This window comes from Nocardia sp. CA-128927, assembly GCF_050955855.1.
In the GTDB taxonomy this organism is placed as follows: Bacteria; Actinomycetota; Actinomycetes; order Mycobacteriales; family Mycobacteriaceae; genus Nocardia.
On sequence record NZ_CP192087.1, the window covers coordinates 3,386,053 to 3,407,147 of the forward strand.

A 21,095-nucleotide genomic window follows, 5' to 3' on the forward strand; every position below is an offset into this window, starting at 1 on the left:
ACCTTCTCCGAATATGGAGGTACTGCTGCACCAGATCGACGCGTTCGCCGACGCACCGTTCTCGGGCAACCCAGCCGCGGTGATGCCGCTCTCGTCGTGGCTCCCGGATTCGTTGCTGCAACACCTGGCCGAGGAGAACAACCTCGCCGAAACCGCCTTCTACACCGCGGAATTACCGCCGGAGGCCGGTGCGCCGCCCGGCGACTGGCCCGCGTTCCACCTGCGCTGGTTCACCCCGGCGGTCGAGGTGGACATGTGCGGGCACGCCACAGTGGCAAGTGCCGCACAGATTCTGGAGGACATGCACCCCGGCGCCGACCGGGTGAGCTTCTTCACACGCAGCGGTTGGCTGCACGTGGACCGCACCGACGACGACGAATTCGTGCTCGATCTGCCCGCCGTACCCGCCACCGAAGTGGAACCCGATCTGGTGCTGGTCGCTGCGCTGGGCGTCAGCGCCGTGCGTGCCTTCACCGGCACCGACGAGGTCATCGTGGTGGCCACCGAACAGGAAGTCCGCGACGCCGAACCGATCTTCACCGCGTTCCCGCCGTTACCGCGCGGCGCGATCGTCACCGCGCGCGGCGAGCACACCGACTTCGTCTCCCGCTTCTTCGCACCGGGCGTCGGCGTACTGGAGGACCCGGTCACCGGATCCGCACACGCCCAACTGGTTCCGCTGTGGGCGCGCGAACTCGGCCGCACCGAACTCACCGCCCGCCAGCTCTCCCGCCGCGGCGGCAGCCTGCGCTGCGAGCTAGCCGGCGACCGGGTACTGCTCGTCGGCCGGTGCCGCCGGTACCTGGATGGCGTTGTGCAGCTGCCGGACTGAGGCAAGCCTCCGCGACTCGCGCGTGCTGTCACCAAGACTCGCACGCTGACTCGGCGTAGCCGGAATGTGGTTGCGCCGCAATCGAGTCGTGCTCTGTCACCACGGCGCGCCGATCCATTGACGCGGCGTGGTGATTGCGGGCCTCCGCCGGGATGAAGCGGGGATGAAGCATCCCGGCGGAGGTCTGTCCCACAATGTCACGCCCGCGACGGCTCCTGTTCGAGTTCGACCGGCACCGAATCCCGCTCGGGCCGTGCTGGTTTCGACGGCCACCAGACGCGATCGCCCGCCAGCAGCGTCAGCGCGGGCACCAGTACCGACCGCACCAGCAGCGTGTCGAGCAGCACACCGAACGCCACTGTGAAGCCGACCTGCACCATCGCGACCAGCGGCAGCGTCATCAGCACGGCGAAGGTCGCGGCGAGCACCACGCCCGCCGAGGTGATCACCCCGCCGGTCACCGACAGGCTGCGCAGCATCCCGTCTCTGGTGCCGTATCGGGATGCTTCCTCGCGGGCCCGGCTCATCAGGAAGATGTTGTAGTCCACGCCGAGCGCGACCAGGAACAGGAACGTCATCGTGATCAGCGACGAATCGAGGCCGTGAAAGCCGAAGACGTGCTCGAACACGAAAACGCTTGCCCCTAGCGCTGATCCGAACGACAACACCACGGTGAGCACCAAACCGAGTGGCGCGACGATGGACCGCAGCAGCAAGCCGAGGATCGCGGTCACCGCGACCAGTACCAGCGGCAAGACCATCCAGTGATCGCGTTCGGCGGCATGGTCGACATCGAGGTTGGCGGCGCTCGCCCCGCCGATCAGGGTGCCGGGCCCGACGCCGGGCAACGTGCCGCGCAACCGTTCGATGGTCGCGTATTCGGCCGCCGAGTCCGGCGCGTCCACCGGGATCGCCGAGATCTCCGCGTATTCCGGCCCGACGCGCCCTTCCTCGGCGAAGCCGATGCCGGGGTCGGCACGTACCGCCCGCAGCACTTCGGCCCGGAATTCGCTGCGCGCCAATACGGTCAGCGCAAGGCCGCCGCGTTCGGGGAAGTGCTCGGCGATGAGTTGTTGTCCGGCAACCGACTCCGGTGTGGTGATGAAGCGGTCGGTTTGGGCCAGCGAATCGGTGTCGCCGAGCAGGCCGAGCGTCAGGACGGCGAGCACACCGGTGGCCGCCGCGGCGGCGACGGCGGGACGCCGAGAGATGCCCGCGCCCAGTCGTTCCCACCATCCGGCTCGCTGGACGGTGTCGGCGGCGTCCATGCGCGGAATCCGCGGCCAGAAGACCCACCGCCCGCACAGCACGAGCAGCGCACCAGCCTGTCTCGACCGCCGCCGCCCTCACCAAGCCGCTACTGATCCTTCAGGGCGCCCGCGACTATCAGGTCACCGTCGCCGACGACCTCGCCGGTTGGCAGGCAGGCCTCGCCGACCACCCCGACACTACGTTCCGCATCTACGAGCAGGCCGACCACCTATTCTTCTCCGGCGCCGGACCCGTCACCCCGGCCGACTACCAAACTCCGCAACACGTAGACCGGGCCGTGATCGCCGACATTGCCGACTGGCTAGCACAGCACTGACAACCGGACCGCTCGCCGTTGGCTCCCGCGCATCCTTTGTCCTCCCGCGCACGAATCAGCTAGCAAATTCGTGCGCAGCAGGACAGCCGGTGCGCGGCAGGGGAACTGGTGCGCGGCGTCGGCGCTCCGGTGGTGTCAGTGGATGCCTCGCGCTGCGCATCTTTTGTACGGCTGCGCACGAATCAGCTAGCGATTTGGTGCGCGGCAAGACAGTTGGTGCGCGGCGTCGGCGCTGCGGGCCTCACTGGTCCGGCACCGGGCCGTCGTTCGGTCCGGGGAGGGCAACGTCGAGTTGGTCGGGGAGTAGCGGCACCACGCCGAATCGACCGGCTACGGCATCGGCGGGTAGTGCCTCTACCGCGCGGATTCCGTTTTGGGAGGCCAGGTTTCGGAGGCCGTTGAGGGGGCCGCGGAGGACGAGGCCGACGGTGCAGGCGCAGCCGGAACGGAGTCGCGCCGCGGCCAGTGCGGTGATTCGAGTGGCGCGTTCGTCGGGTGAGGTTCGGGGGAGTAGCCAGGCGGCCGACTCCGCGGAAGAGATCGCTGCCGCATCGCCTTCGGGGACCGGGACTGCGACCAAAGGCGTTTGGACCCGGGGGACCGGAACCTGGTACAGCACTTGCGCTATCCGCAGTCCACCGCTGTTCGGCGGGATCTGTTCCGGGACTAAGGGTTCAGTGAACGACACCAGAGCCCAGTGATCGGCGGTATCCGTACCACTGAGTGAATCACGGGCCCGCGCAAGATAATCCGCGACCTGCTCACCCTGCTCCGGCCCGAGCCGATCGGTGAACACCCCCGCCTTACGCGGCGGGTTCAGCACCCCGAGCAACACAATGAACACAACCAGCGCGGCGGCCGCCACCCCCAGGGCGATTCGACCGAGGGGCAGCGTCCGCCGGTCAGGCATTGCGCAGGACGTCCAGCGCGTGCTTCAGATCGTCGGGGTACTCGCTGGTGATCTCCAGCCAGCGGCCGTCCGCCGGATGGTTGAAGCCGAGCGAACGGGCATGCAGCCACTGCCTTTCCAAGCCGAGGCGCTGAGCCAGGCGCGGGTCCGCACCGTAGGTGAGATCGCCGCAGCATGGGTGCCGGATCGCGGAGAAGTGCACCCGGATCTGGTGGGTGCGACCGGTTTCCAGGTGGATGTCGAGCAGGCTGGCCGCCTGGAACGCCTCGACGGTGTCGTAGTGCGTGATGCTCGGGCGTCCGTCGGCGGTGACCGCGAACTTCCAGTCGTTGCCGCGGGCCCGCCCGATCGGGGCGTCGATGGTGCCGCTGCTCGGATCCGGATGTCCCTGCACCAGTGCGTGATACCGCTTGGCCACGGTGCGCTGCTTGAACGCGCGCTTGAGCACCGTGTACGCGTGCTCGGACTGCGCGACCACCATCACCCCGGAGGTGCCCACATCGAGCCGGTGCACGATGCCCTGGCGCTCGTGCGCGCCGGAGGTGGAGATGCGGTAACCCGCCGCGGCCAGCCCGCCGATCACCGTCGGCCCGGTCCAGCCGACGCCGGTGTGCGCCGCGACGCCGACCGGCTTGTCCACCGCGACGATGTCGTCGTCGGCGTAGAGGATCCGCATGCCCTCCACCGGCGCGACCTCGATCGAGAGCTCCCGCTTGGGTTCCGGGAAGATCACCTCGAGCCAGGCGCCCGCGGCGAGGCGGTCGGATTTGCCCGCCGCGATGCCGTCGAGCTGCACGGAGCCTTCCTCGGCGAGCGCGGCGACGGCGGTGCGGGACAGGCCGAGCAGCCGGGACAGGCCCGCGTCCACCCGCATGCCGTCGAGCCCGTCGGGAACGGGCATGGTTCGTGTTTCCCTCATGCAGTGTTCCCTTCGCTGGTGGTCTTGTTCGCGGTGGTCTCGGTCGCCGCGTCGTCGGCCTCGTCGGGCTCGCCGCGCCCGGTGCGCGTCCCGTTCGGCTCGAAGCCGAACACGGTCAGCACCACCAGCAGGATCGCGCCGCAGACGATCGACGAGTCCGCCACGTTGAACACCGGCCACCAGCCGATCGCGATGAAGTCGACCACATGCCCCTGCAACGGTCCCGGCGCCCGGAACAGCCGGTCCACCAGATTGCCGAGCGCGCCGCCGAGCACCATGCCGAGCCCGATGGCCCACCACAGCGACCGCAGTGTGCGACCGATGCGCACCACGCCGACCACCACGGCCGCGGCGACCAAGGTCAGCAGCCAGGTCATGCCGGTCGCCATCGAGAAGGCCGCGCCGGGATTGCGCACCAGACTGAACCGCGCGAAGTCGCCGATGATCGATACCGGCTCGCCCGGATGCAGATTCGCCACGACGATGCATTTGGTGAGCAAGTCCAGGCCGAGCAGCACTCCGGCGATGACTAGTAGGGTCCGCAGCCGCTGGGGCGGAGTCGCTGGTGTCGCCTCCTCGGCGGGGTTTGCTGGGTTCTCCTCGGACGGCGGCTCATCACTCACACGCACCATCATCTCTCGAGCTATCCGACACGTTGTGCGGTGGTCACCCGCAAGTCCCAGCTGACACTCAGGAACCGGTCGTACCCTGATGCTCGTGACGGTGTTGTCTTCCCCCCACATCCCCCGGTTCGCGCGGTCGGGTGTGCTGCTGATAGTGCTCGCGGTCGGCCTGACCGCGTTCGGAACCGGCTGCAGCGGTGGCGCCGAGTCGCGCTCGGAACCCGACAGCACCGAGCCGCTCGGCATCGGCAAGGAAGTGACCGTGCCGATCCCGGCCGCGATCACCACCGTCCTCTCGCCCGGCGACGAGCCGCGCTCGCTGCTGCGCCGCGACTACCCGGCGGGCACCGTGCAGCGGGTGACGCTGCATACCTCGCATCGCATCGCGCAGCAGATCAACGATCAGCCCGCGCGGGACTTCTCCGCGCCCGCCCTGTCCATCCCGATGACCGCGCAGACCGACGCCGACGGCATCGATCTGACGCTGGGCACCGTCACCACGCCGGATCCGTCGCTGGCCAAGGCGCTCACCAAGACCGGCGGCTCGCACGCCGGCTTCGACCTGAGCGACCTCGGCGCGATCACCGCGCTGCGGCTCGAGCCGTCGCCGGACACCTCCAACCCGGCCCGCGCCGCGCTGGAACAGGCCTTCTATCAGGCGGTCTACCGATCCATCGCGTTCCCCGATCAGCCGGTCGGCGAGGGCGCGGTCTGGACGGTGGTGCAGGAGATCGGCGGCGGCGTCACCCTCGAACAGGTCACCACGGCGACGCTGACCAAGCGCGACGGCGACCGGTTGACCATCGAGCTCGATGTCACCCAGCAGCCCAAGTCCGCGGTGTGGAACCTGCCCAACAACGCGGGCAAGCTCGACATCCAGGACTACGTCATGCAGGGCAACGGCACCATCACCGTCGATCTCGGGTTGCCGCTGCCGGTTTCCGGGTCCATCACGGTCGGCGGTCATCAGGGCTACCGCGATCCGCGTAGCGCGAGTGTGCTGCAGCAGACGATCGACACGCAGGTTTCGTGGACGGAGTGAGCCGCGGGCTTGGCCTGGTGCTGGCCGCCGCGACCACCGCGCTCGTCGCGGCGTGCGGATCGTCGAAATCGGCGGCCCCACAGTCGCCGGAATTGCCGCCGCTCGGTCCGGTCGCGGCCGCCGCGCCGGTGACCAGCGCGCCCATCACGAACGCCGACCGATTGCACGACCAGCTGTTGACCAGTACGAATCTGCCACCGAACTTCACCGCATTGCCGACGCGTGCGGAGGTGCCCGCCGGTGCGCAGGGCTCGCCGACCGATCCGGCCGAATGCTCGAAAGTCTTGACCCCGCTGGGTGAGCAGCGGCCAGGCGCGCTGGCCAAGGCGTCCACGCAGTACGCGGGCCCGAACTTCTCCAGCATCGATATCGATGCGGCGAGCTATTCGAATGATGCGGTGGCGTCCGCGTTTTCGGACGTACAGGCGACCTTGCGCCGCTGCACCCATTACGCCGGTGCCGACGCCACCGATATCGCGGTCGACTACCGAGTCGGCGGACTAACCCAGCCGCAAGCCGGTGACGCGGCCACCGCCTTCCAGGTGCGCACCACCAGTGACGGGCTGACGTTACATTCCTCGGTCGCGATCGTGCAGGTCGGCAGCACGCTGGCGCAGGTGGCGGTGACCGCGCCGGAACCGGTCGAGGCCGGGGTGCTCAGCGATCTGACCGCCGCGCAGGTGCGTCGGCTGCAGGGTGTTTCGGGGCCTTGATCAGGGCGGATTCGCCGTACGGCGGCGTACTCCGGGGCTAGGCTCACAGCGTCCGACACATCGCCTCGATGGAGGTTTCTCATGTCTGATGTCAAGCCCATCCCCGACGGCTACCCGGTGGTGTCGCCGGGACTCGCGATCGACGGCGCCGCGGCCGCGATCGATTTCTACAAGCACGTATTCGGCGCATCGGAGCGGATGCGCATGCCCGGGCCGGACGGCAAGGTCGCGCACTGCGAGCTGATGTTCGGCAATTCGCTCGTCATGGTCGGCGACCCGTCCGAGGAGATGTCCTTCCGCGATCCGAAGCAGGTCGGCGGCACCCCTATCAACCTGCTCGTGTTCGTCGAGGACTCGGATGCCGCCTTCGGCGCGGCACTGGCCGCGGGCGCCACGGAACTCACCCCGATGACCACCCAGTTCTACGGTGACCGCAGCGGCTCCTTCGAAGACCCGTGGGGTCACCACTGGACGGTGGCGACCCACGTCGAAGATGTTCCGCCGGACGAGATGGACCGGCGGATGGCCGAACACCTCGGCTAGCCGGGCACCACCGAATCGCCGACGACCCGAACGGTTTTCGCGGCCAGCGGCTTGCTGGCCGGGCCGTTGGCGACCGAGCCGTCCAGGCGGTACTTGCTGCCGTGGCACGGGCAGTTGATGGTGCCGTTCGACACCGAGGCGACCGTGCAACCGGCATGCGTGCAGGTCGAGGACAGGCCTACGAAGGTGCCCGCGCTCGGCTGGGTCACCACGGTGTCGCCGACGATCACCCCGCCGCCGACGGGGACGTCGGCGGTCTTGGCGAGCGCGTTTCCGGCGGGCTGATCCGGTCCGGCCGGTGTGCCGTTCGGCGCCGGATTCGTTGCGGGATTCGGTGCGGGAGTGGCGTTTTCCTTGCCGTAGGTGGTGCACGCGCTCAGTGCCGCCGCCGCGACAACGGCGCCCGCGCTCGCCGCGACCATGCTGCGGCGGGTGAAGACCGATTCGTCGTTGGTCATGTGGTCGATCTCCGATCAGAAGGTGAGGCCGTTGTTCTGGAAGAACCAGAGCGACGAGGTGAGCCAGAGCCCGGTCAGTGCGGCCAGGACCAGGCCGCCCGCGACCGGGATCACCCAGCCGGGCAACCCTTTTCGGGTGAGCAGCAGCATCTTGGCGACGAACGCGCCATAGAAGAAGCAGCCGAGCAGCGAATGCAGCAGCACTCGGGTGTCGTACTGCTGAAAACCCAAGGCGTACAGGCAGTGCACCGCGACCGGGACACTCACCAGCACGGCCAGCCTGCCCGACCAGACGTGCGCGGTGCTGATCCAGGACGGCGCGTTGACCGGCAGCTTGCCGTACATCGCCAGCGCGGAAACGAATTGGAACAGCGCGAGCAGGAAGGCGACGGTGGCCAGCCACGCCTTGACCGCCTGCGGGCCGGAGAAGCCCGCGATGTTGACGGAAAAGGCCGATGGCTCATGGGTTTTGGCGTAGACGCCGAGTAGCACCGACACCGCGGCGCCGACGAGCAGCGGGATCGCGATGGCCGCGACCGTCGTCGCGCTGGGCTGCGGCCGCCCGATGGGCGCCGTCTCTCGATCAGCCGACACTGTCACCACCACTTACCTTGTTCGCAGTTATCTTCTTGCCGTTGACGATTGCCGTCGCGTCGGGTGTCAGACCGGGGGCCGGGGAGGTCGCGCCGTCGGCGGCGCGCTGGACGCCGGTGACGTTGCCGTTGGCATCGACGATCCAGCTCTGCCGGGCGCCGCCCTCGGTGTAGACGTAGAGCCCGGCGGGCGATTGCACCGGCGCGGTGGTGAATTCCCACTTCTTCGGGCCGAGCCACAGCGTGCCGGTGACCACCTTGCCGTCGTAGCGGCCGTCCAGTTTGGCGTCGTTCTTCCCGGTCAGCTGTAGTGCGCCGGCGGCTGCGCTGCCCTGCAGCCACGACTCGACAGACTTTCCGTCACAGGCGTAGGCGATCGCCTTGTCGCCCTGGACGGTGATCGACAGGGTGATCGGAGCACCGGTCGCCAGCGGGATATTGCCGACGTAGTCCGCTTTCGGCGGGAACTGCACCGGAGCGGGCGCGGCACTCGTCGGTGCGACAGTGGTAGTCGGCGGTGCGGCAGCGGTGCTGGTCACTACCGCCGGCGTATTCGGTTTCGCCGCCGTCGGTTCGGTCTCTTTGGACATATTGACGACGAGCAGGACAATGCCCAGCACGGCAACCGCCGCCAGGGTTATCCACGGCCCGAGACGTTTCATAGGATCTCCTCGATGTACGGCCGTCGGTAGACCGGCCGAAGCGATCCCCGAACTTCAGGCTGTGCTGGTATCGCTCTTCGCATTGTCAACGGGGCAGGGCACCCGGCGGTTCAAACGGACATTCATGGCAACCAAATATCGGCGTGTCGATCGAATGTGTCGGAATGTCTATTGCCCGCGCGGCATTGCTTCCAACAGGGAGAACCGCTCGTCACAGGCAATGGTTCGCGCCAGCGTGAAATCCGCCGCCGCGAGCAGTTCGGCCCATTGGCTTTCGGCGCGATCCGCGCCGCCGGCGAGCACCATCATCTCGATATCGTCGAATTTGGCGTAGTGCGGTTGATTGCCCGCCGGGACCACTGTTTCCGCGATCAGCAAGGGGGCATCGGCCTGTCGGATTACCGAGAGCGCGTCCACCACCTGTGCGTCGGTGAAGTTGTGCAGGCAGCTCTTGATCAGATAGGCGTCGGCGGTCGGGACCGCGATCGCCGACGTTCTCGAGTCCTGGGAGCAGCGTCTCGGCAGTCAACGCTTCGACGAACTGTGGGCAATACTCGTCGATCTCACCGGCGAGACTGCGGCGCTGCCCACTTTGCCCGAGATCCGTTCAGCAGCTCGCTGATTCGGATCCGGCTCGTGCGTCGGGTGGTGAGTGCTGTGCTTTGTCACCGTTCGAGGCGAGGGGACTCGGATAGGCTCGGCGCGTTCGATGGTGGCGATGTGGGAGGTCTTCGGGTGGCGGAGCGGGCGGTTTCGGTCGACGGGCTGCGGGATGAATTGCGGAAGCTTTCGGTGCTGAAGGGGGCGGCGCCGGAGTTCGATCCGGCGGATGCGCCGGAGAGTCCGATGGAGTTGTTCAGCGAATGGTTCATGCTGGCGGTCCGGTCCGGGGTGACCGAGCCGCATGCGATGACCTTGTCGACGGTCGACGCGGACGGACGACCGTCGGCGCGGGTGCTGATTCTGAAGGATGTCGACAGCGCGGGTTGGCATTTCGCGATCAGCACGCTCAGTCGGAAGGGGAGCGAGCTTGCCGCCCACCCCTTCGCCGCGCTGACGTTCTACTGGCCGGAGCTGGTGCGTCAGGTGCGGGTCAGCGGGCCGGTGGTGGCGGATGCGCCTGCGGTGGCCGCAGCGGATTTCCTTGCGCGGCCTGATGGTTCGAGGCAGATGGCATTGACTCGTCGGCAGAGTCAGCCCTTCGATCGTCTCGGAGAGTTGGACGAGGCGCTGGAACTTGCTCGCCAGGAACTGGAGTCGGCACCGGATCTCGTGCCGGACGAGTGGCAATCGTATGCGGTCCGCCCGGATGAGGTCGAGTTCTGGCAAGGGGATCCGCAACGCCGCCACCAACGTCTCCGTTACTCGGCCGCTGGTGACTCCTGGTCGCGGACCCGCTTGTGGCCCTGACCGTTTCGTTCGTGGCAACTTAGCTGGGCGTTGAGGTGGCGGCTAGCGTGCGGGCTTCGGGGACAGTCAGTTTCGAGCCTGCGGTGTGGGCGGCGGTGAAGGCGGGTTCGCCTAGTGCTGCTCGGATGATGGTGGTTGGGCGGTCGATGTCAGGGCGCTCGGCGGGGAGTAGCGGGATGCCGTTTGTTTCGCGGACGGTTTGGGCTGCGCCGAGGAGTTGGGCGGCGGTGTCGAAGTCGCCGAGGGATGCGGCGGCCGAGGCGAGGGCGGCTAGGGCGAAGGTGGTGTCGCGGGGGCTTCGATGCGTTGGGCGCCGTCGAGGGCGGTCAGCGAGATGGCGAGGGCGGCGGCGGGGTCGCGTTGTTCGAGGATATAGCCGAGTTCGACCTGGAGCATCGGGATGAACAGTGGCGTTTCCTCGCCGTCGGCGGGGGCGAACACCAGTAGTTCGTGCAGGATTTGTTCGGCGACTTCGGGTTTGCCGGTGCGGCGGGCCGTGAACGCTAGGACGATCGAGGCAAAGATGCGGCCGGAACTGTAGCCGTGTTCGGCGACGACACGCATGGCCTGTTCGGCGAGGGTTTGGGCGCGGTCGAATTCAGTGTGCTGCATGGCAATCCAGCCGAGCCAGCACAGGTGGGTGCACACCTGACCCCAGAGCTCCAGCTCCTGAGCCAAACCCAATGCCTCCGTGTGGATGTCGGTGGCCCCGGATAGATCGCCGGTGAGTTCGGCGAGACCGCCGAGCCATTCGGCGGCTTGCAGCCTGCCCCAGCGGTCATCGATTTCGGCGAACAGCCGGGCGGCGGCGCGGGCGTGGAGTTCGAGGGCGGTCAGATCGACCCGGCTGTGCGAGGCCTGCGCCAAAGCGACGTGGCCGAGTGCGATGCCCCAGCGGTCACCGAGCCGTTCGCAAACTGGAAGTGCCTTGTGTACAAGAGTTTCCAGCTCGGATACGTCGCCCGACTCCAGTGCGGAGAAGGCAAGGAACAGCTCCGCACGGGCGCGCCCGGCCGGGTCGTCGACTGTGTCGTACACGGCCGCGATTTCGCTCCGTCTGGTCGCGCCGTCGGTGAATTCACCCTGCTGGAACGTGAATCCAACCCGCCAGGCGAGCGCAGGTGCCCGCAGCTGTGCCGACCCGCCCAGCGCCAGCGCGGCGTCGAACCAGCGCCGCGCCTCGGTCAACCGTCCACGCAGCAGCCAGTACCAGGCAAGCGCATTGACCAGCCGCAATGCCTCGTCCGCGGCCCCCGCCCGCACGAATCCATCCAGCGCCACACGCAGATTCGCCGCCTCCGCATCCAGCCGCCGCAACCACCGCTGCTGATCCGCCCCGTGCAACTCCGGCGCCGCCCGCTCCGCCAGCGTCAGGTAGTACCGATGATGCGCACGATGCACCCCATCGAACTCACCCGCCTCCGCCAGCCGATCCAAACTGAACGCCGCAACCGACTCCAGCAGCCGATACCGCCGCCCCGCAGCCTGCACCAGCGACCGATCCACCAGCCGCGCCACAACATCGGCGATCGTGGACTTGTCGAGACGCAATGAGCTGCCGAGAGCAGATCGAGTGAGCGAACCCGCACCGATATCGTCGAACCCATCTGCGGCGCAAACGACTTCGGCAGCATGGAGGGTGCACCCGCCCGCGTGCACAGCCAACCGCCGCAACACCGCCTGCTCAGTCTCGTCGAGCAGCTCCCAACTCCAGTCGATCATCGCGGTGAGCGTCTGCTGTCGCGGCGGCGCACCACGGTGACCGGTGGCGAGCAGCCGGAACCGGTCGTCGAGACGAGCGACCATCTCGTGCACACCGAGCGCGCGCACCCGAGTCGCTGCCAGTTCCAACGCGAGCGGGATGCCGTCCAGCCTGCGGCACAGCGTCGCGACCGGCTCGGCAGTGTCGGCATCGAGGACGAAGTCGCGGGCGCTTGCCCGAGCGCGGGTAACGAAAAGCTGTACCGCGCTGGATTGTTCGAGATCGGCGGCGTCCGTGTTCGGCGCGGGTACCGCGAGCGGCTCCACCGTGACGACGTCCTCACCGGGCAGCCGCAGCTGTTCGCGACTGGTCGCCAAGATGTGCAGGTTCGGTGCCGCGCCGAGGAGCAGTTCGGCGAGATCGGCCGCGTGTTCGACGACGTGTTCGCAGTTGTCCAGCACCAGCAGCAGTTCCTGCTCGGCGAGCACCTCGCACAGCAGCTCGGTCGGATCGGCACCGTCGGCGGCGCGAACGCCGAGCACCTGCGACACCGCGTCGACGAGGAAGGTCCCACCGTCGGCCGCGGTCGGTTGCAGCGGCGCCAACTCGACCAGCCAAGTGCCATGCGGGAATCGGTCGGTCAGCGCGGCCGCGGCGGCCAATGCGAGCCGGGTCTTGCCGACCCCGCCGGGACCGGTCAGCGTGACGAGCCGGGCATCACCGACAGCGCGACCCAGCTCGGCGAGATCCGTAGCGCGCCCGATGAGTTCGGTGCGTTGCGCGGGAATGTTGGTACTGCGCCGCCGCAGTACGGTTTCCGGCCGCGGCGCGGCGAGTTCCAGCTCCTGACCGAGGATCGACCGGTGCAGCGCAACCAGTTCGGGACTCGGGTCGAGCCCGAGCTCATCGGCCAGTTGCCTGCGCAGATCCGCGTAGCTGTCCAGCGCTTCGGCCTGACGCCCCGCGCCATACAGCGCCCGCAGCTGGGCGGCGCGAAGTCGTTCGCGCAGTGGATGTTCGGTGACGATGGTGGCGAGTTCACTGGCGACGTCGCGGTATTCGCCCAGCGACAGGCGCGCCTCGGCCAGCTCCTCCACCGCGACGAGCCGCTGCTCCGTCAACTGCGCGATAGCCGGTTGCGCGAAGGCGGCATCGCGGAAGTCCGCGAACGCAGGGCCGCTCCACAGTCCGAGCGCCTCGCTCAGCACCCGGGCTCGATCCTTCGGCTCGGTCGTCTCACGCGCGGCCGCCACCAGCGCGCGAAACCGGAGTGCGTCGACATTGGTGCAGGCAAGCCGGTAACCGGGCGGCGGCGAGACCACCAGATCGCGTCCACCAGGCTCGGCGTCTTCCAGCGCCCGGCGCAGCTGAGACGCCTTGGCAGCCAGGGTGCCCGTCGGATTGCCGGGCGGATCATCGGCCCAGATGTCGTCGATCAGCCGATCGCCCGACACCGGTTGCCCGGCGTTGACCAGCAGGTCCGCCAGAAACGCGCGCACCTTGGTACCAGGGATCGGTACGGATGTACCGGAATCCGTCCAGACCGCCAACGGACCGAGCACACCGAAACGCATACCGGCAGCTTAGCGACGGCCCTGTCCAGCGGAAACGCACCGTAAACAAACCGGAAGGTGCCCCGGCGAGAGTTGGTGACAACGCGGAACCAACCCACCGAAAGAGCCCGACATGAAACTCACCACCGTCCTTACCGCTGCCGCCCTCGCCGCGACCGCCCTGCTGACTGGCTGCGGATCCACCGACGAGGCAAAGCAGCCCGGCGCCTACGCCGACGTGAACGGCCTGCACATGTACTACGAGGTGCACGGCACCCCGACCGATCAGCCGCCGCTGGTCCTGCTGCACGGCGCCCTGTCCGGCATCGGCACCGACTTCGGTCAGCTCATCCCGGAACTGTCCAAGACCCGCCAGATCATCGCCGTCGAACAGCAGGCGCACGGCCGCACCGCCGACATCGACCGCCCACTGCGCACCCCGCAGATGGCCGAGGACACCGTGGCACTGCTGCACCAACTCGGCGTGCAGCGCGCCGACATCCTCGGCTACAGCATGGGTGCCGGTGTCGCCCTGCAGATTTCGCTCACCCACCCGGAACTGGTGCGCAAGCAGATCCTGGCCGCGGGCGGTCTCGACGCCGGCGCGATGCACCCAGGTCTGCTCGACGGCCTCGCCGAACTGAAACCCGAACAGCTGCACGGCTCACCGTTCCACAACGACTACCTGACGAACGCCCCTCGCCCCGAGGACTTTCCGCGTTTGGTCGCCAAGGTGACCGAACACGATCAGAACGCCAGCCCCGTGTTCCCGTCCGACGCGGTGCGCCAGATCAAAGCACCCACCGTCACGGTGATCGGCGATTCCGACATCATCCGACCCGAGCACGCGGTCGAGATGTTCCGCCTGTTCGGCGGCGGCGTCATGGGCGACACCCCCGCAGGTCTGCCGAACGCACAGCTGGCCATCCTGCCCGGCACCTCGCACATCACCCTGGTGCACCGCCCCGAACTGCTTCTGCCGATCATCCCGGCCTTCCTCGACGCCCCCGCCAAGGACGCCCGATGACCGACCACGACCGGTTGCGGGTGGCGCTGATCATCGGCAGCACCCGCACCGGACGATTCGGCCCGACCGTCGCCGACTGGTTCGCCACGCGCCTGCGCCGCCGCGATCTAGACCTGGACCGCATCGACCTCGCCACCGCGAACCTCCCCGACCAACTCACCGGCCACGACGAACCAACCCCGCCCACCGTGCAAGAACTCGGCACCCGCCTCGCCGCCGCCGACGCCTTCGTCGTCGTCACCCCCGAATACAACCGCAGCTTCCCCGCAGCCCTGAAGAACGCCATCGACTGGTTCGACACCGAATGGGCCGCCAAACCCGTCACCGTCATCGGCTACGGCAGCGACACCGAAGGCGGCCACGCCGCCGCCCACCTACGCCAGGTATTCGCCGAACTCAACGCCGTCCCCATCCGCCGCACCCTGACCATCACCAAAGCCTGGCAACGCTTCGCCGCCAACGGCACCTGGCCCCGCCCCGACCCCGACCTGGAAGCCACCGCCACCGTCCTACTCGACCAACTCCTGTGGTGGGCAACGGCCCTAAGAGAGGCCCGCACCACCACCCCCTTCGTGCCCTAACGAGCCATTGCTACGCCCGTAGCGAAGCGCTACAGTCGTAGCATGACAGCACTGCCCGCACGTGATCTGCGCAATCACACCGCAGAGATCTTGCGACGCGTCGAAGCCGGTGAAGAGATCGAAATCCTGAAGGACAACCGTCCGGTCGCGAAGATCATCCCGCTACCTCGGCGGCGGCAGTGGATTCCCGCGTCGGAGATAGTCAAGGAACTGACCCGGCTGGGACCAGATACCACCGGTTTGCGCGAAGAGTTGCGAGAGACCTTGAGTCAGACGACGGATGAGCTGCCGTGGTGAACGCTGAGCAGGCGCTGGCTGATACCTCGGTATTCATCGGGCTGGATGCGGGGCGCTTCGATCCGGCACAGATCGAAGGTTACGAGTGGGGCGTCTCGGTGATCACGCTGGGCGAACTGCGCCTCGGCGTGCTCCATGCGACCGATCCGGAATCGGCGGCGCGACGACTGTCGACATACCAACTCGCACAACGATTCCAGCCGTTGGAGGTAGACGAGGAGGTCGCCGAACATTGGGCGCTGCTCGTCTCGCGTTTGCGGTCGGCCGGACGCAAGATACCGATCAACGACAGCTGGATCGCGGCGACGGCCATCGCTCACAACATCCCGATCGTGACGCAGGACGGCGACTACGACGCGATGCCGGACCTACGGATCATCAAGCTCTGACGCAGCAGGGTGGCGGCAGACCCGGCCCCCCTCAACACCGTGGTAGCCGGGTCTGCCGCTGTGGGGTTACCCCCTGGCGATCGCTTCGGAAACATCGGGATCGGTCAGGGTGGGGTTGGGGGACTGTGGGATTCAGCAGGTTTGGTGTGGTGTGGGGAGGTGATGTGCGAGGAGGAAGCGCATCAGGTTTCGTTGGATTTCGATGCCGTGATCCTGTTGCAGGAGGCCCGCGCCGATTGCGTGCTCGGCGAGCACAGGGAGGGTGAACTGTGCGAGTTCGCATCCTCGGGGACTGGCGTAGTGCTCGACGGTGAGTGGGATCGGTAGGCCCGGGCCGAGAGCGAGAATCTGCACGTCGGTGGGCAGTGTGGGCACCGAACCCGGGTCGGCGAGATTGTCGGCCGCGAGCCACTGGGCCAGATTGCTTCGGCCGATGACGATGTTGCTGATCTCGTCGAAGAGGGTCTGCAGGAAGTAGGTCGGCATCGGGCGGGCCCGTGGGCCCATCGCGTCGATGATCACCTGGCCCTCGGGTTTGGTGCGATACGGTGCGCCCGCCATCGGGGCGATCGCCGCGTACAGGTCGGGGTAGGTGGCGCCGAGATTGGTGGTCATCGCGCCGCCCGCGGAGTATCCGCCCAGGTAGACGCGGGAGCGACCGAGCTGGAACTCGTCGATCAGCGCGGTGGTGATGCCCGCGATGATGGACGGCTCGCCCTGACCGCGTTGCTGATGCGCGGCCTTGTCCCAGTTCCAGCACAGATTCTTGTCCGCCGCCCGATCCTGTATGGGATAGGCGAGCACGAAACCCATCTCGTCGGCGACACGAGTGAGCGAGAAGCCGCTGGGCTGCGGGTGCGCGATCGGATCGTCACAGCCGTGCAGGTACACCATCAGCGGTTTACCCGCGGCCGCGCCGGGCGGCACATGCAGGTAGTAGCAGCGGGTGCCCGCGCCATTTGTGAAGCAGCGCTTGTCGATCTGGGCTTGCGCCCCCGGCGCGCCGGACAGTAGGCAGGCGGCGATCAGCAGGAAGGAGCCGAGGACGGCGAAGAGGCGAAGCACGATGACTCGCACACCACAAGTTTATCCGCGCGCGGATCTCCGCACACGCCCTCGATTCCCTGGGCGACGGACCCGTCCCCTCATCGCCATTACGGGTGGCCGGGTCCGTCGCGGGGCGGGGGCTACCCGCGGGCGATGGCCTCGAACACCTTGGGATCGACCAAGGTAGAGGTATCGCCCAGCTCGCGCCCTTCGGCGATGTCCCGGAGCAGGCGGCGCATGATCTTGCCGCTGCGCGTCTTCGGCAGCTCCGGGACGAGATGGATTTCACGTGGACGGGCAATGGGGCTGATCTCGTGCGACACCGCCGATTTCAGTTCCTTGATGAGCAGATCACCTGTGTTGGTCGCGCCTGCGGTGAGGATGACGAAGGCGACGATGGCTTGTCCGGTGGTGTCGTCGCTTGCGCCAACGACCGCGGCCTCGGCGACCGCGACATGCCCGACGAGCGCGGATTCGACTTCGGCCGTGGAGATTCGGTGGCCGGACACGTTCATCACGTCGTCCACCCGACCCAGCACCCAGAGGTCACCATCGTCGTCGAGCTTGGCGCCGTCACCGGCGAAATACCAACCGGAGGCGGCGAATCGGTCCCAGTAGGTCTCCCGGAAGCGCTGCGGGTCACCCCAGATCCCGCGCAGCATCGACGGCCACGGCTGATCCAGCACCAGCAATCCGGCCGCGCCGTGGTCGAGTTCGGCACCGTCGTCGTCGACCACCTTCGCCGAGATGCCCGGCAGCGCCGCCATCGCCGCGCCGGGCTTGGTCGCGGTGACACCGGGCAACGGCGAGATCATGATCGCGCCGGTCTCGGTCTGCCACCAGGTGTCCACGATCGGAGTGCGGTTGCCGCCGATGACTTCTCGGTACCAGCGCCACGCCTCCGGATTGATCGGCTCGCCCACCGAACCGAGCAGCCGCAGCGAGGACAGATCGTGGGCGTCGGGGATCTCACGGCCCCACTTCATGAAGGTGCGCACCAGCGTCGGCGCCGTGTAATAGACGCTGACGCCGTACTTCTCGATGATCTGGAAATGCCGGTGCTCGTCCGGCGAGTTGGGCGTGCCCTCGTAGACCACCTGGGTGGCCCGATTGGCGAGCGGCCCGTAGACGATGTAACTGTGCCCGGTGACCCAGCCGATATCGGCGGTGCACCAGTAAACGTCCTGTCCCGCTTTGTGATCGAAGACGTTGTGGTGCGTATAGGCGGCCTGCGTCAGGTATCCGCCGGAGGTGTGCAGGATGCCCTTGGGCTTCCCAGTGGTGCCGGAGGTGTAGAGGATGAACAGCGGATGCTCGGCATCGAACGCCTGCGCCTCGTGCTCGGGCGACGCATCGGTGACCGTGTCGTGCCACCACAGATCGCGGCCCTCGGTCCACGGCACGTCGATGTTGGTGCGGCGCACCACGAGCACGTGCTCGACGGTCGGATGCACGCCGCCCAGCGCCTCGTCGACGGCCGCCTTGAGTGGCGCCGCCGTCCCGCGCCGCCACTGCCCGTCGGTGGTGATCACCAGCCGTGCCCCCGCGTCGTCCACCCGCTGGCGGAGCGCGGTCGGGGAGAAGCCCGCGAACACCACCGAGTGGGTGAGCCCGAGCCGGGCGCAGGCGAGCATCGACACGATGGCCTCGGGCACCATCGGCATGTAGATGGCGACCCGATCACCCGCCCGCAACCCCAGCTCGGTCAGATAGTTTGCCGCCCTTGACACTTCGTCACGAAGTTCGCCATAGGTGATATCGCGTGAGTCGCCGGGCTCGCCCTCCCAGTGGATGGCGATCTGGTCACCGTGCCCGTCCAGCACGTGCCGGTCGACGCAGTTGTAAGCGACGTTGAGCTTGCCGCCGACGAACCACTGCGCGACCGGCGCGCCACTCCAGTCCAGAACCTGCGACCAGGGCTGTTCCCAGTACAGCCTGCGCGCCTGTTCGGCCCAGAACTCCAGTCGATCCGCCGCCGCCAGGTCGGACAGTCCCGCATCGGCATTCGCCGTCGCGGCGAAGGCCTCGCCGGGCGGGTAGGACACCGGTGCGGTGTGGTCGCGGGGATCGGTGGTTGCGCTGGTCACGCGATATCTCCTAACAAGAGAACAAGGGGGACAACGACTTACGGGCAGAGATCAGTGCACCACCGCCTTCTCGGCGCCGACACCGGTCAGCGAACGGACCTCCATCTCGGCGGCCTTGGCCGGGTTCTCGTCGGCCTTGCCGAGGAACGTCCCGACGATGCCGAGCACGAAAGCCAGTGGAATGGACACGATTCCGGGGTTGGACAGCGGGAACCAGTCGAAATCCGAACCCGGCAGCATCGAGGTCGCGGTGCCCGACACGGCGGGGGAGAACACGATCAGCACGATGGTCGAGATCAACCCGCCGTACATGCTGAACAGCGCGCCGGTGGTGTTGAACCGCTTCCAGAACAGCGAGTACAGGATCGTCGGCAGGTTCGCCGCCGCCGCCACCGCGAACGCCAGCGCGACCAGGAACGCAATGTTCTGCCCGTTGGCGAGGATGCCGAGGCCGATCGCGATCGCGCCGATCACCACCGCGGTGATCCGGGACACCCGCACCTGCTTGGCGTCATCGACCTTGCCGCGCTTGATGACTCCGGCGTAGATGTCGTGCGCGAACGAGGTCGCCGCGGTGATGGTGAGCCCGGCGACCACCGCGAGGATGGTGGCGAACGCGACCGCGGAGATGACGCCGAGCAGGACCACGCCGCCGAGCTCGAAGGCGAGCAGTGGCGCCGCGGAATTCTGTCCGCCCGCGGCGGCCAGAATCCGGTCCGGTCCGACGATCGCGGCGGCACCGTAGCCGAGCACCAGGGTGAACAGGTAGAACGCGCCGATCAGCCCGATCGCCCACACGACTGATCGGCGCGCCTCCTTCGCGGTCGGCACGGTGTAGAAGCGCATCAGCACGTGCGGGAGACCCGCGGTGCCGAGCACCAGCGCCAAACCGAGGGACACGAAGTTCACTTTCGAGGTGGCGCTGCCGCCGTACTGCGCACCAGGCGCGAGCACGTCACGGGCGGCCACGCCCTTGGTCTTCGACCCGGTCACATGCTCCTGGGCCGAACCGAGAATGTCGGACAGGTTGAAACCGAACTTGGCGAACACCATGACCGTCATCAGCGCGGCGCCCGCGATCAGCAGCACGGCCTTGATGATCTGCACCCACGTGGTGCCGTTCATGCCGCCGACCAGCACATACACGATCATCAGCACGCCGACCACGGCGATCACGATGGACTGCCCGGTCTTGTCGGAGATGTCGAGCAGCAGCGCGACCAGGCCACCGGCGCCGGCCATCTGGGCGAGCAGGTAGAACAGCGACACCGCGAGGGTGGTCAACGCCGCGGCGGTGCGCACCGGGCCTTGCTTGAGCCGGAAGCTCAGCACGTCGGCCATGGTGAATTTGCCGGTGTTCCTGAGCATTTCGGCTACCAGCAGCAGCGCGACGAGCCAGGCGACCAGGAACCCGATGGAGTACAGGAACCCGTCGTAGCCATACACCGCGATCGCACCCGCGATACCGAGAAAGCTTGCGGCAGAGAGGTAGTCGCCCGCGATGGCGATGCCGTTCTGCGGGCCGGAGAAGCCGCGGCCGCCGGTGAAGAAGTCGGCGGCGGTGGCGTTGTTGCGGCTGGCCCGGATGACCACGACCATGGTGATCGCCACGAATACCGCGAAGATTGCGATGTTGGCCGTCGGGTTGCCGACGGTCGCGGCGGCGGCATAGGTGCTGACGTGGTTCACGCGTGGCCTCCCTCGAGCTGGTTGCGGATGGCCGCCGCGCGCGGATCCAGTTCCCGGTTGGCGAACCGGACGTAGAGCGCGGTGATGGCGAAGGTGGAGACGAACTGGCCGAGGCCGAGCAACAATCCGAGGTTGATGTTGCCGAAGACCTTGTGCGCCATGAAGTCGTGCGCGTAGGCGCCGAGCAGCACATAGCTGAGGTACCACAGCAGGAACAGGGCGGTCATCGGAAACGCAAAGCGGCGCAGTCGGGTTCGTAACTCTTGAAAGTCCGGGCTGGCCTGCACATCGATGAATTCGTCTGCACTCGGCGTGCGCCGCGGCGCGGTGCCGTCGAGTTCTGTACTAGTCATGGTCGTCCTAGCTTGTGACATGGCTTACTTGCTCAGCACCGTAGCGAGACGCGCATGAGGAAACGATGATGTGGCGT

Annotated in this window: 23 protein-coding genes; 9 read left to right on the top strand and 14 right to left on the bottom strand. The window is 67.6% G+C overall.

Going from position 1 to position 21,095, the window contains the following annotated elements:
* Positions 1 to 13 precede the first annotated feature (13 nt).
* The gene (locus ACQPW1_RS15985; protein ID WP_433663484.1) at positions 14 to 832 is read left to right on the top strand and encodes a PhzF family phenazine biosynthesis protein; all 819 of its coding nucleotides are present in this window, start codon (positions 14 to 16) and stop codon (positions 830 to 832) included.
* Between the two features lie 197 nt (positions 833 to 1,029).
* Here ACQPW1_RS15985 and ACQPW1_RS15990 read toward each other — a convergent pair whose 3' ends face one another.
* From ACQPW1_RS15990 to lspA, 5 genes are all read right to left on the bottom strand, one after another.
* Positions 1,030 to 2,100, bottom strand: coding sequence for an MMPL family transporter (locus ACQPW1_RS15990; RefSeq protein ID WP_433663485.1), 1,071 nt, complete (start codon positions 2,098 to 2,100; stop codon positions 1,030 to 1,032).
* An 89-nt stretch (positions 2,101 to 2,189) separates the two neighbouring features.
* Positions 2,190 to 2,312: a hypothetical protein gene (locus tag ACQPW1_RS15995; protein WP_433663486.1), complete on the bottom strand. Its 123-nt coding sequence runs from the start codon at positions 2,310 to 2,312 to the stop codon at positions 2,190 to 2,192.
* A 349-nt stretch (positions 2,313 to 2,661) separates the two neighbouring features.
* Positions 2,662 to 3,330, bottom strand: a complete 669-nt coding sequence (locus ACQPW1_RS16000; protein WP_433663487.1) for a hypothetical protein — start codon at positions 3,328 to 3,330, stop codon at positions 2,662 to 2,664.
* Positions 3,323 to 4,249: an RluA family pseudouridine synthase gene (locus tag ACQPW1_RS16005; RefSeq protein ID WP_433663488.1), complete on the bottom strand. Its 927-nt coding sequence runs from the start codon at positions 4,247 to 4,249 to the stop codon at positions 3,323 to 3,325. The genes ACQPW1_RS16000 and ACQPW1_RS16005 overlap by 8 nt, the downstream gene beginning before the upstream one ends.
* The gene (gene lspA, locus ACQPW1_RS16010; protein ID WP_433663489.1) at positions 4,246 to 4,884 is read right to left on the bottom strand and encodes a signal peptidase II; all 639 of its coding nucleotides are present in this window, start codon (positions 4,882 to 4,884) and stop codon (positions 4,246 to 4,248) included. Before lspA ends, ACQPW1_RS16005 begins: the two co-directional genes overlap by 4 nt.
* 76 nt (positions 4,885 to 4,960) lie before the next feature.
* On the opposite strand from lspA, the gene ACQPW1_RS16015 reads away from it, so the two are divergent.
* From ACQPW1_RS16015 to ACQPW1_RS16025, 3 genes are all read left to right on the top strand, one after another.
* Entirely contained in the window at positions 4,961 to 5,914 is a 954-nt protein-coding gene (locus ACQPW1_RS16015) for a hypothetical protein (RefSeq protein WP_433663490.1), read from the top strand.
* Positions 5,911 to 6,627 carry a hypothetical protein gene (locus ACQPW1_RS16020; protein ID WP_433663491.1) on the top strand — a complete coding sequence of 239 codons (717 nt, stop codon included), beginning with the start codon at positions 5,911 to 5,913 and terminating at the stop codon, positions 6,625 to 6,627. The genes ACQPW1_RS16015 and ACQPW1_RS16020 overlap by 4 nt, the downstream gene beginning before the upstream one ends.
* Positions 6,628 to 6,708: 81 nt before the next feature.
* A complete protein-coding gene (locus ACQPW1_RS16025; protein ID WP_433663492.1) occupies positions 6,709 to 7,170 on the top strand; it encodes a VOC family protein in 462 nt (153 codons plus the stop codon).
* Here the strand turns inward: ACQPW1_RS16025 and ACQPW1_RS16030 are convergent.
* The 4 genes from ACQPW1_RS16030 to ACQPW1_RS16045 form a co-directional block, all read right to left on the bottom strand.
* Positions 7,167 to 7,628 carry a ubiquinol-cytochrome c reductase iron-sulfur subunit gene (locus ACQPW1_RS16030; RefSeq protein WP_433663493.1) on the bottom strand — a complete coding sequence of 154 codons (462 nt, stop codon included), beginning with the start codon at positions 7,626 to 7,628 and terminating at the stop codon, positions 7,167 to 7,169. The genes ACQPW1_RS16025 and ACQPW1_RS16030 overlap by 4 nt on opposite strands.
* 15 nt (positions 7,629 to 7,643) lie before the next feature.
* Positions 7,644 to 8,195, bottom strand: a complete 552-nt coding sequence (locus tag ACQPW1_RS16035) for a DUF6529 family protein (protein WP_433665254.1) — start codon at positions 8,193 to 8,195, stop codon at positions 7,644 to 7,646.
* A gap of 16 nt (positions 8,196 to 8,211) precedes the next feature.
* Complete coding sequence (locus ACQPW1_RS16040; protein ID WP_433663494.1) at positions 8,212 to 8,883, bottom strand: hypothetical protein; 672 nt, start codon at positions 8,881 to 8,883, stop codon at positions 8,212 to 8,214.
* Positions 8,884 to 9,051: 168 nt separating this feature from the next.
* A complete protein-coding gene (locus ACQPW1_RS16045; protein ID WP_433665255.1) occupies positions 9,052 to 9,408 on the bottom strand; it encodes a methyltransferase in 357 nt (118 codons plus the stop codon).
* Between the two features lie 195 nt (positions 9,409 to 9,603).
* On the opposite strand from ACQPW1_RS16045, the gene ACQPW1_RS16050 reads away from it, so the two are divergent.
* On the top strand, positions 9,604 to 10,293 hold the full coding sequence (locus ACQPW1_RS16050; RefSeq protein ID WP_433663495.1) for a pyridoxine/pyridoxamine 5'-phosphate oxidase: 690 nt from the start codon (positions 9,604 to 9,606) through the stop codon (positions 10,291 to 10,293).
* Between the two features lie 270 nt (positions 10,294 to 10,563).
* Here the strand turns inward: ACQPW1_RS16050 and ACQPW1_RS16055 are convergent, their stop codons facing one another.
* A complete protein-coding gene (locus ACQPW1_RS16055) occupies positions 10,564 to 13,569 on the bottom strand; it encodes a BTAD domain-containing putative transcriptional regulator (protein ID WP_433663496.1) in 3,006 nt (1,001 codons plus the stop codon).
* 112 nt (positions 13,570 to 13,681) lie between these two features.
* Here ACQPW1_RS16055 and ACQPW1_RS16060 point away from each other — a divergent pair, with 112 nt between their 5' ends.
* Genes ACQPW1_RS16060 through ACQPW1_RS16075 form a run of 4 tightly spaced genes read left to right on the top strand, consistent with a single transcriptional unit; the run spans position 13,682 to position 15,842 of the window.
* Positions 13,682 to 14,575, top strand: a complete 894-nt coding sequence (locus tag ACQPW1_RS16060) for an alpha/beta fold hydrolase (protein WP_433663497.1) — start codon at positions 13,682 to 13,684, stop codon at positions 14,573 to 14,575.
* Entirely contained in the window at positions 14,572 to 15,156 is a 585-nt protein-coding gene (locus ACQPW1_RS16065; protein ID WP_433663498.1) for an NADPH-dependent FMN reductase, read from the top strand. Before ACQPW1_RS16060 ends, ACQPW1_RS16065 begins: the two co-directional genes overlap by 4 nt.
* A gap of 42 nt (positions 15,157 to 15,198) precedes the next feature.
* On the top strand, positions 15,199 to 15,453 hold the full coding sequence (locus ACQPW1_RS16070) for a type II toxin-antitoxin system Phd/YefM family antitoxin (protein ID WP_433663499.1): 255 nt from the start codon (positions 15,199 to 15,201) through the stop codon (positions 15,451 to 15,453).
* The gene (locus ACQPW1_RS16075; protein WP_433663500.1) at positions 15,450 to 15,842 is read left to right on the top strand and encodes a type II toxin-antitoxin system VapC family toxin; all 393 of its coding nucleotides are present in this window, start codon (positions 15,450 to 15,452) and stop codon (positions 15,840 to 15,842) included. The genes ACQPW1_RS16070 and ACQPW1_RS16075 overlap by 4 nt, the downstream gene beginning before the upstream one ends.
* Positions 15,843 to 15,974: 132 nt before the next feature.
* On the opposite strand, the gene ACQPW1_RS16080 is transcribed toward ACQPW1_RS16075, so the two are convergent.
* The 4 genes from ACQPW1_RS16080 to ACQPW1_RS16095 all read right to left on the bottom strand — a co-directional run bounded on the left by ACQPW1_RS16080 (position 15,975) and on the right by ACQPW1_RS16095 (position 21,018).
* A complete protein-coding gene (locus ACQPW1_RS16080) occupies positions 15,975 to 16,919 on the bottom strand; it encodes an extracellular catalytic domain type 1 short-chain-length polyhydroxyalkanoate depolymerase (protein ID WP_433663501.1) in 945 nt (314 codons plus the stop codon).
* Between the two features lie 110 nt (positions 16,920 to 17,029).
* Positions 17,030 to 18,976: an acetate--CoA ligase gene (acs, locus tag ACQPW1_RS16085; protein WP_433663502.1), complete on the bottom strand. Its 1,947-nt coding sequence runs from the start codon at positions 18,974 to 18,976 to the stop codon at positions 17,030 to 17,032.
* A gap of 51 nt (positions 18,977 to 19,027) precedes the next feature.
* Positions 19,028 to 20,665, bottom strand: coding sequence for a solute symporter family protein (locus tag ACQPW1_RS16090; protein ID WP_433663503.1), 1,638 nt, complete (start codon positions 20,663 to 20,665; stop codon positions 19,028 to 19,030).
* A complete protein-coding gene (locus ACQPW1_RS16095) occupies positions 20,662 to 21,018 on the bottom strand; it encodes a DUF485 domain-containing protein (protein WP_433663504.1) in 357 nt (118 codons plus the stop codon). The genes ACQPW1_RS16090 and ACQPW1_RS16095 overlap by 4 nt, the downstream gene beginning before the upstream one ends.
* Positions 21,019 to 21,095: the final 77 nt, after the last annotated feature.

Bases quoted from the DNA above. Each gene is read 5' to 3' on its own strand.
- ACQPW1_RS15985 (WP_433663484.1), top strand. From the start codon at position 14: ATGGAGGTACTGCTGCACCAGATCGACGCGTTCGCCGACGCACCGTTC.
- ACQPW1_RS15990 (WP_433663485.1), bottom strand. From the start codon at position 2,100: ATGGACGCCGCCGACACCGTCCAGCGAGCCGGATGGTGGGAACGACTG.
- ACQPW1_RS16000 (WP_433663487.1), bottom strand. From the start codon at position 3,330: ATGCCTGACCGGCGGACGCTGCCCCTCGGTCGAATCGCCCTGGGGGTG.
- ACQPW1_RS16005 (WP_433663488.1), bottom strand. From the start codon at position 4,249: ATGAGGGAAACACGAACCATGCCCGTTCCCGACGGGCTCGACGGCATG.
- lspA (WP_433663489.1), bottom strand. From the start codon at position 4,884: ATGATGGTGCGTGTGAGTGATGAGCCGCCGTCCGAGGAGAACCCAGCA.
- ACQPW1_RS16015 (WP_433663490.1), top strand. From the start codon at position 4,961: ATGCTCGTGACGGTGTTGTCTTCCCCCCACATCCCCCGGTTCGCGCGG.
- ACQPW1_RS16025 (WP_433663492.1), top strand. From the start codon at position 6,709: ATGTCTGATGTCAAGCCCATCCCCGACGGCTACCCGGTGGTGTCGCCG.
- ACQPW1_RS16030 (WP_433663493.1), bottom strand. From the start codon at position 7,628: ATGACCAACGACGAATCGGTCTTCACCCGCCGCAGCATGGTCGCGGCG.
- ACQPW1_RS16040 (WP_433663494.1), bottom strand. From the start codon at position 8,883: ATGAAACGTCTCGGGCCGTGGATAACCCTGGCGGCGGTTGCCGTGCTG.
- ACQPW1_RS16055 (WP_433663496.1), bottom strand. From the start codon at position 13,569: ATGCGTTTCGGTGTGCTCGGTCCGTTGGCGGTCTGGACGGATTCCGGT.
- ACQPW1_RS16060 (WP_433663497.1), top strand. From the start codon at position 13,682: ATGAAACTCACCACCGTCCTTACCGCTGCCGCCCTCGCCGCGACCGCC.
- ACQPW1_RS16065 (WP_433663498.1), top strand. From the start codon at position 14,572: ATGACCGACCACGACCGGTTGCGGGTGGCGCTGATCATCGGCAGCACC.
- ACQPW1_RS16070 (WP_433663499.1), top strand. From the start codon at position 15,199: ATGACAGCACTGCCCGCACGTGATCTGCGCAATCACACCGCAGAGATC.
- ACQPW1_RS16095 (WP_433663504.1), bottom strand. From the start codon at position 21,018: ATGACTAGTACAGAACTCGACGGCACCGCGCCGCGGCGCACGCCGAGT.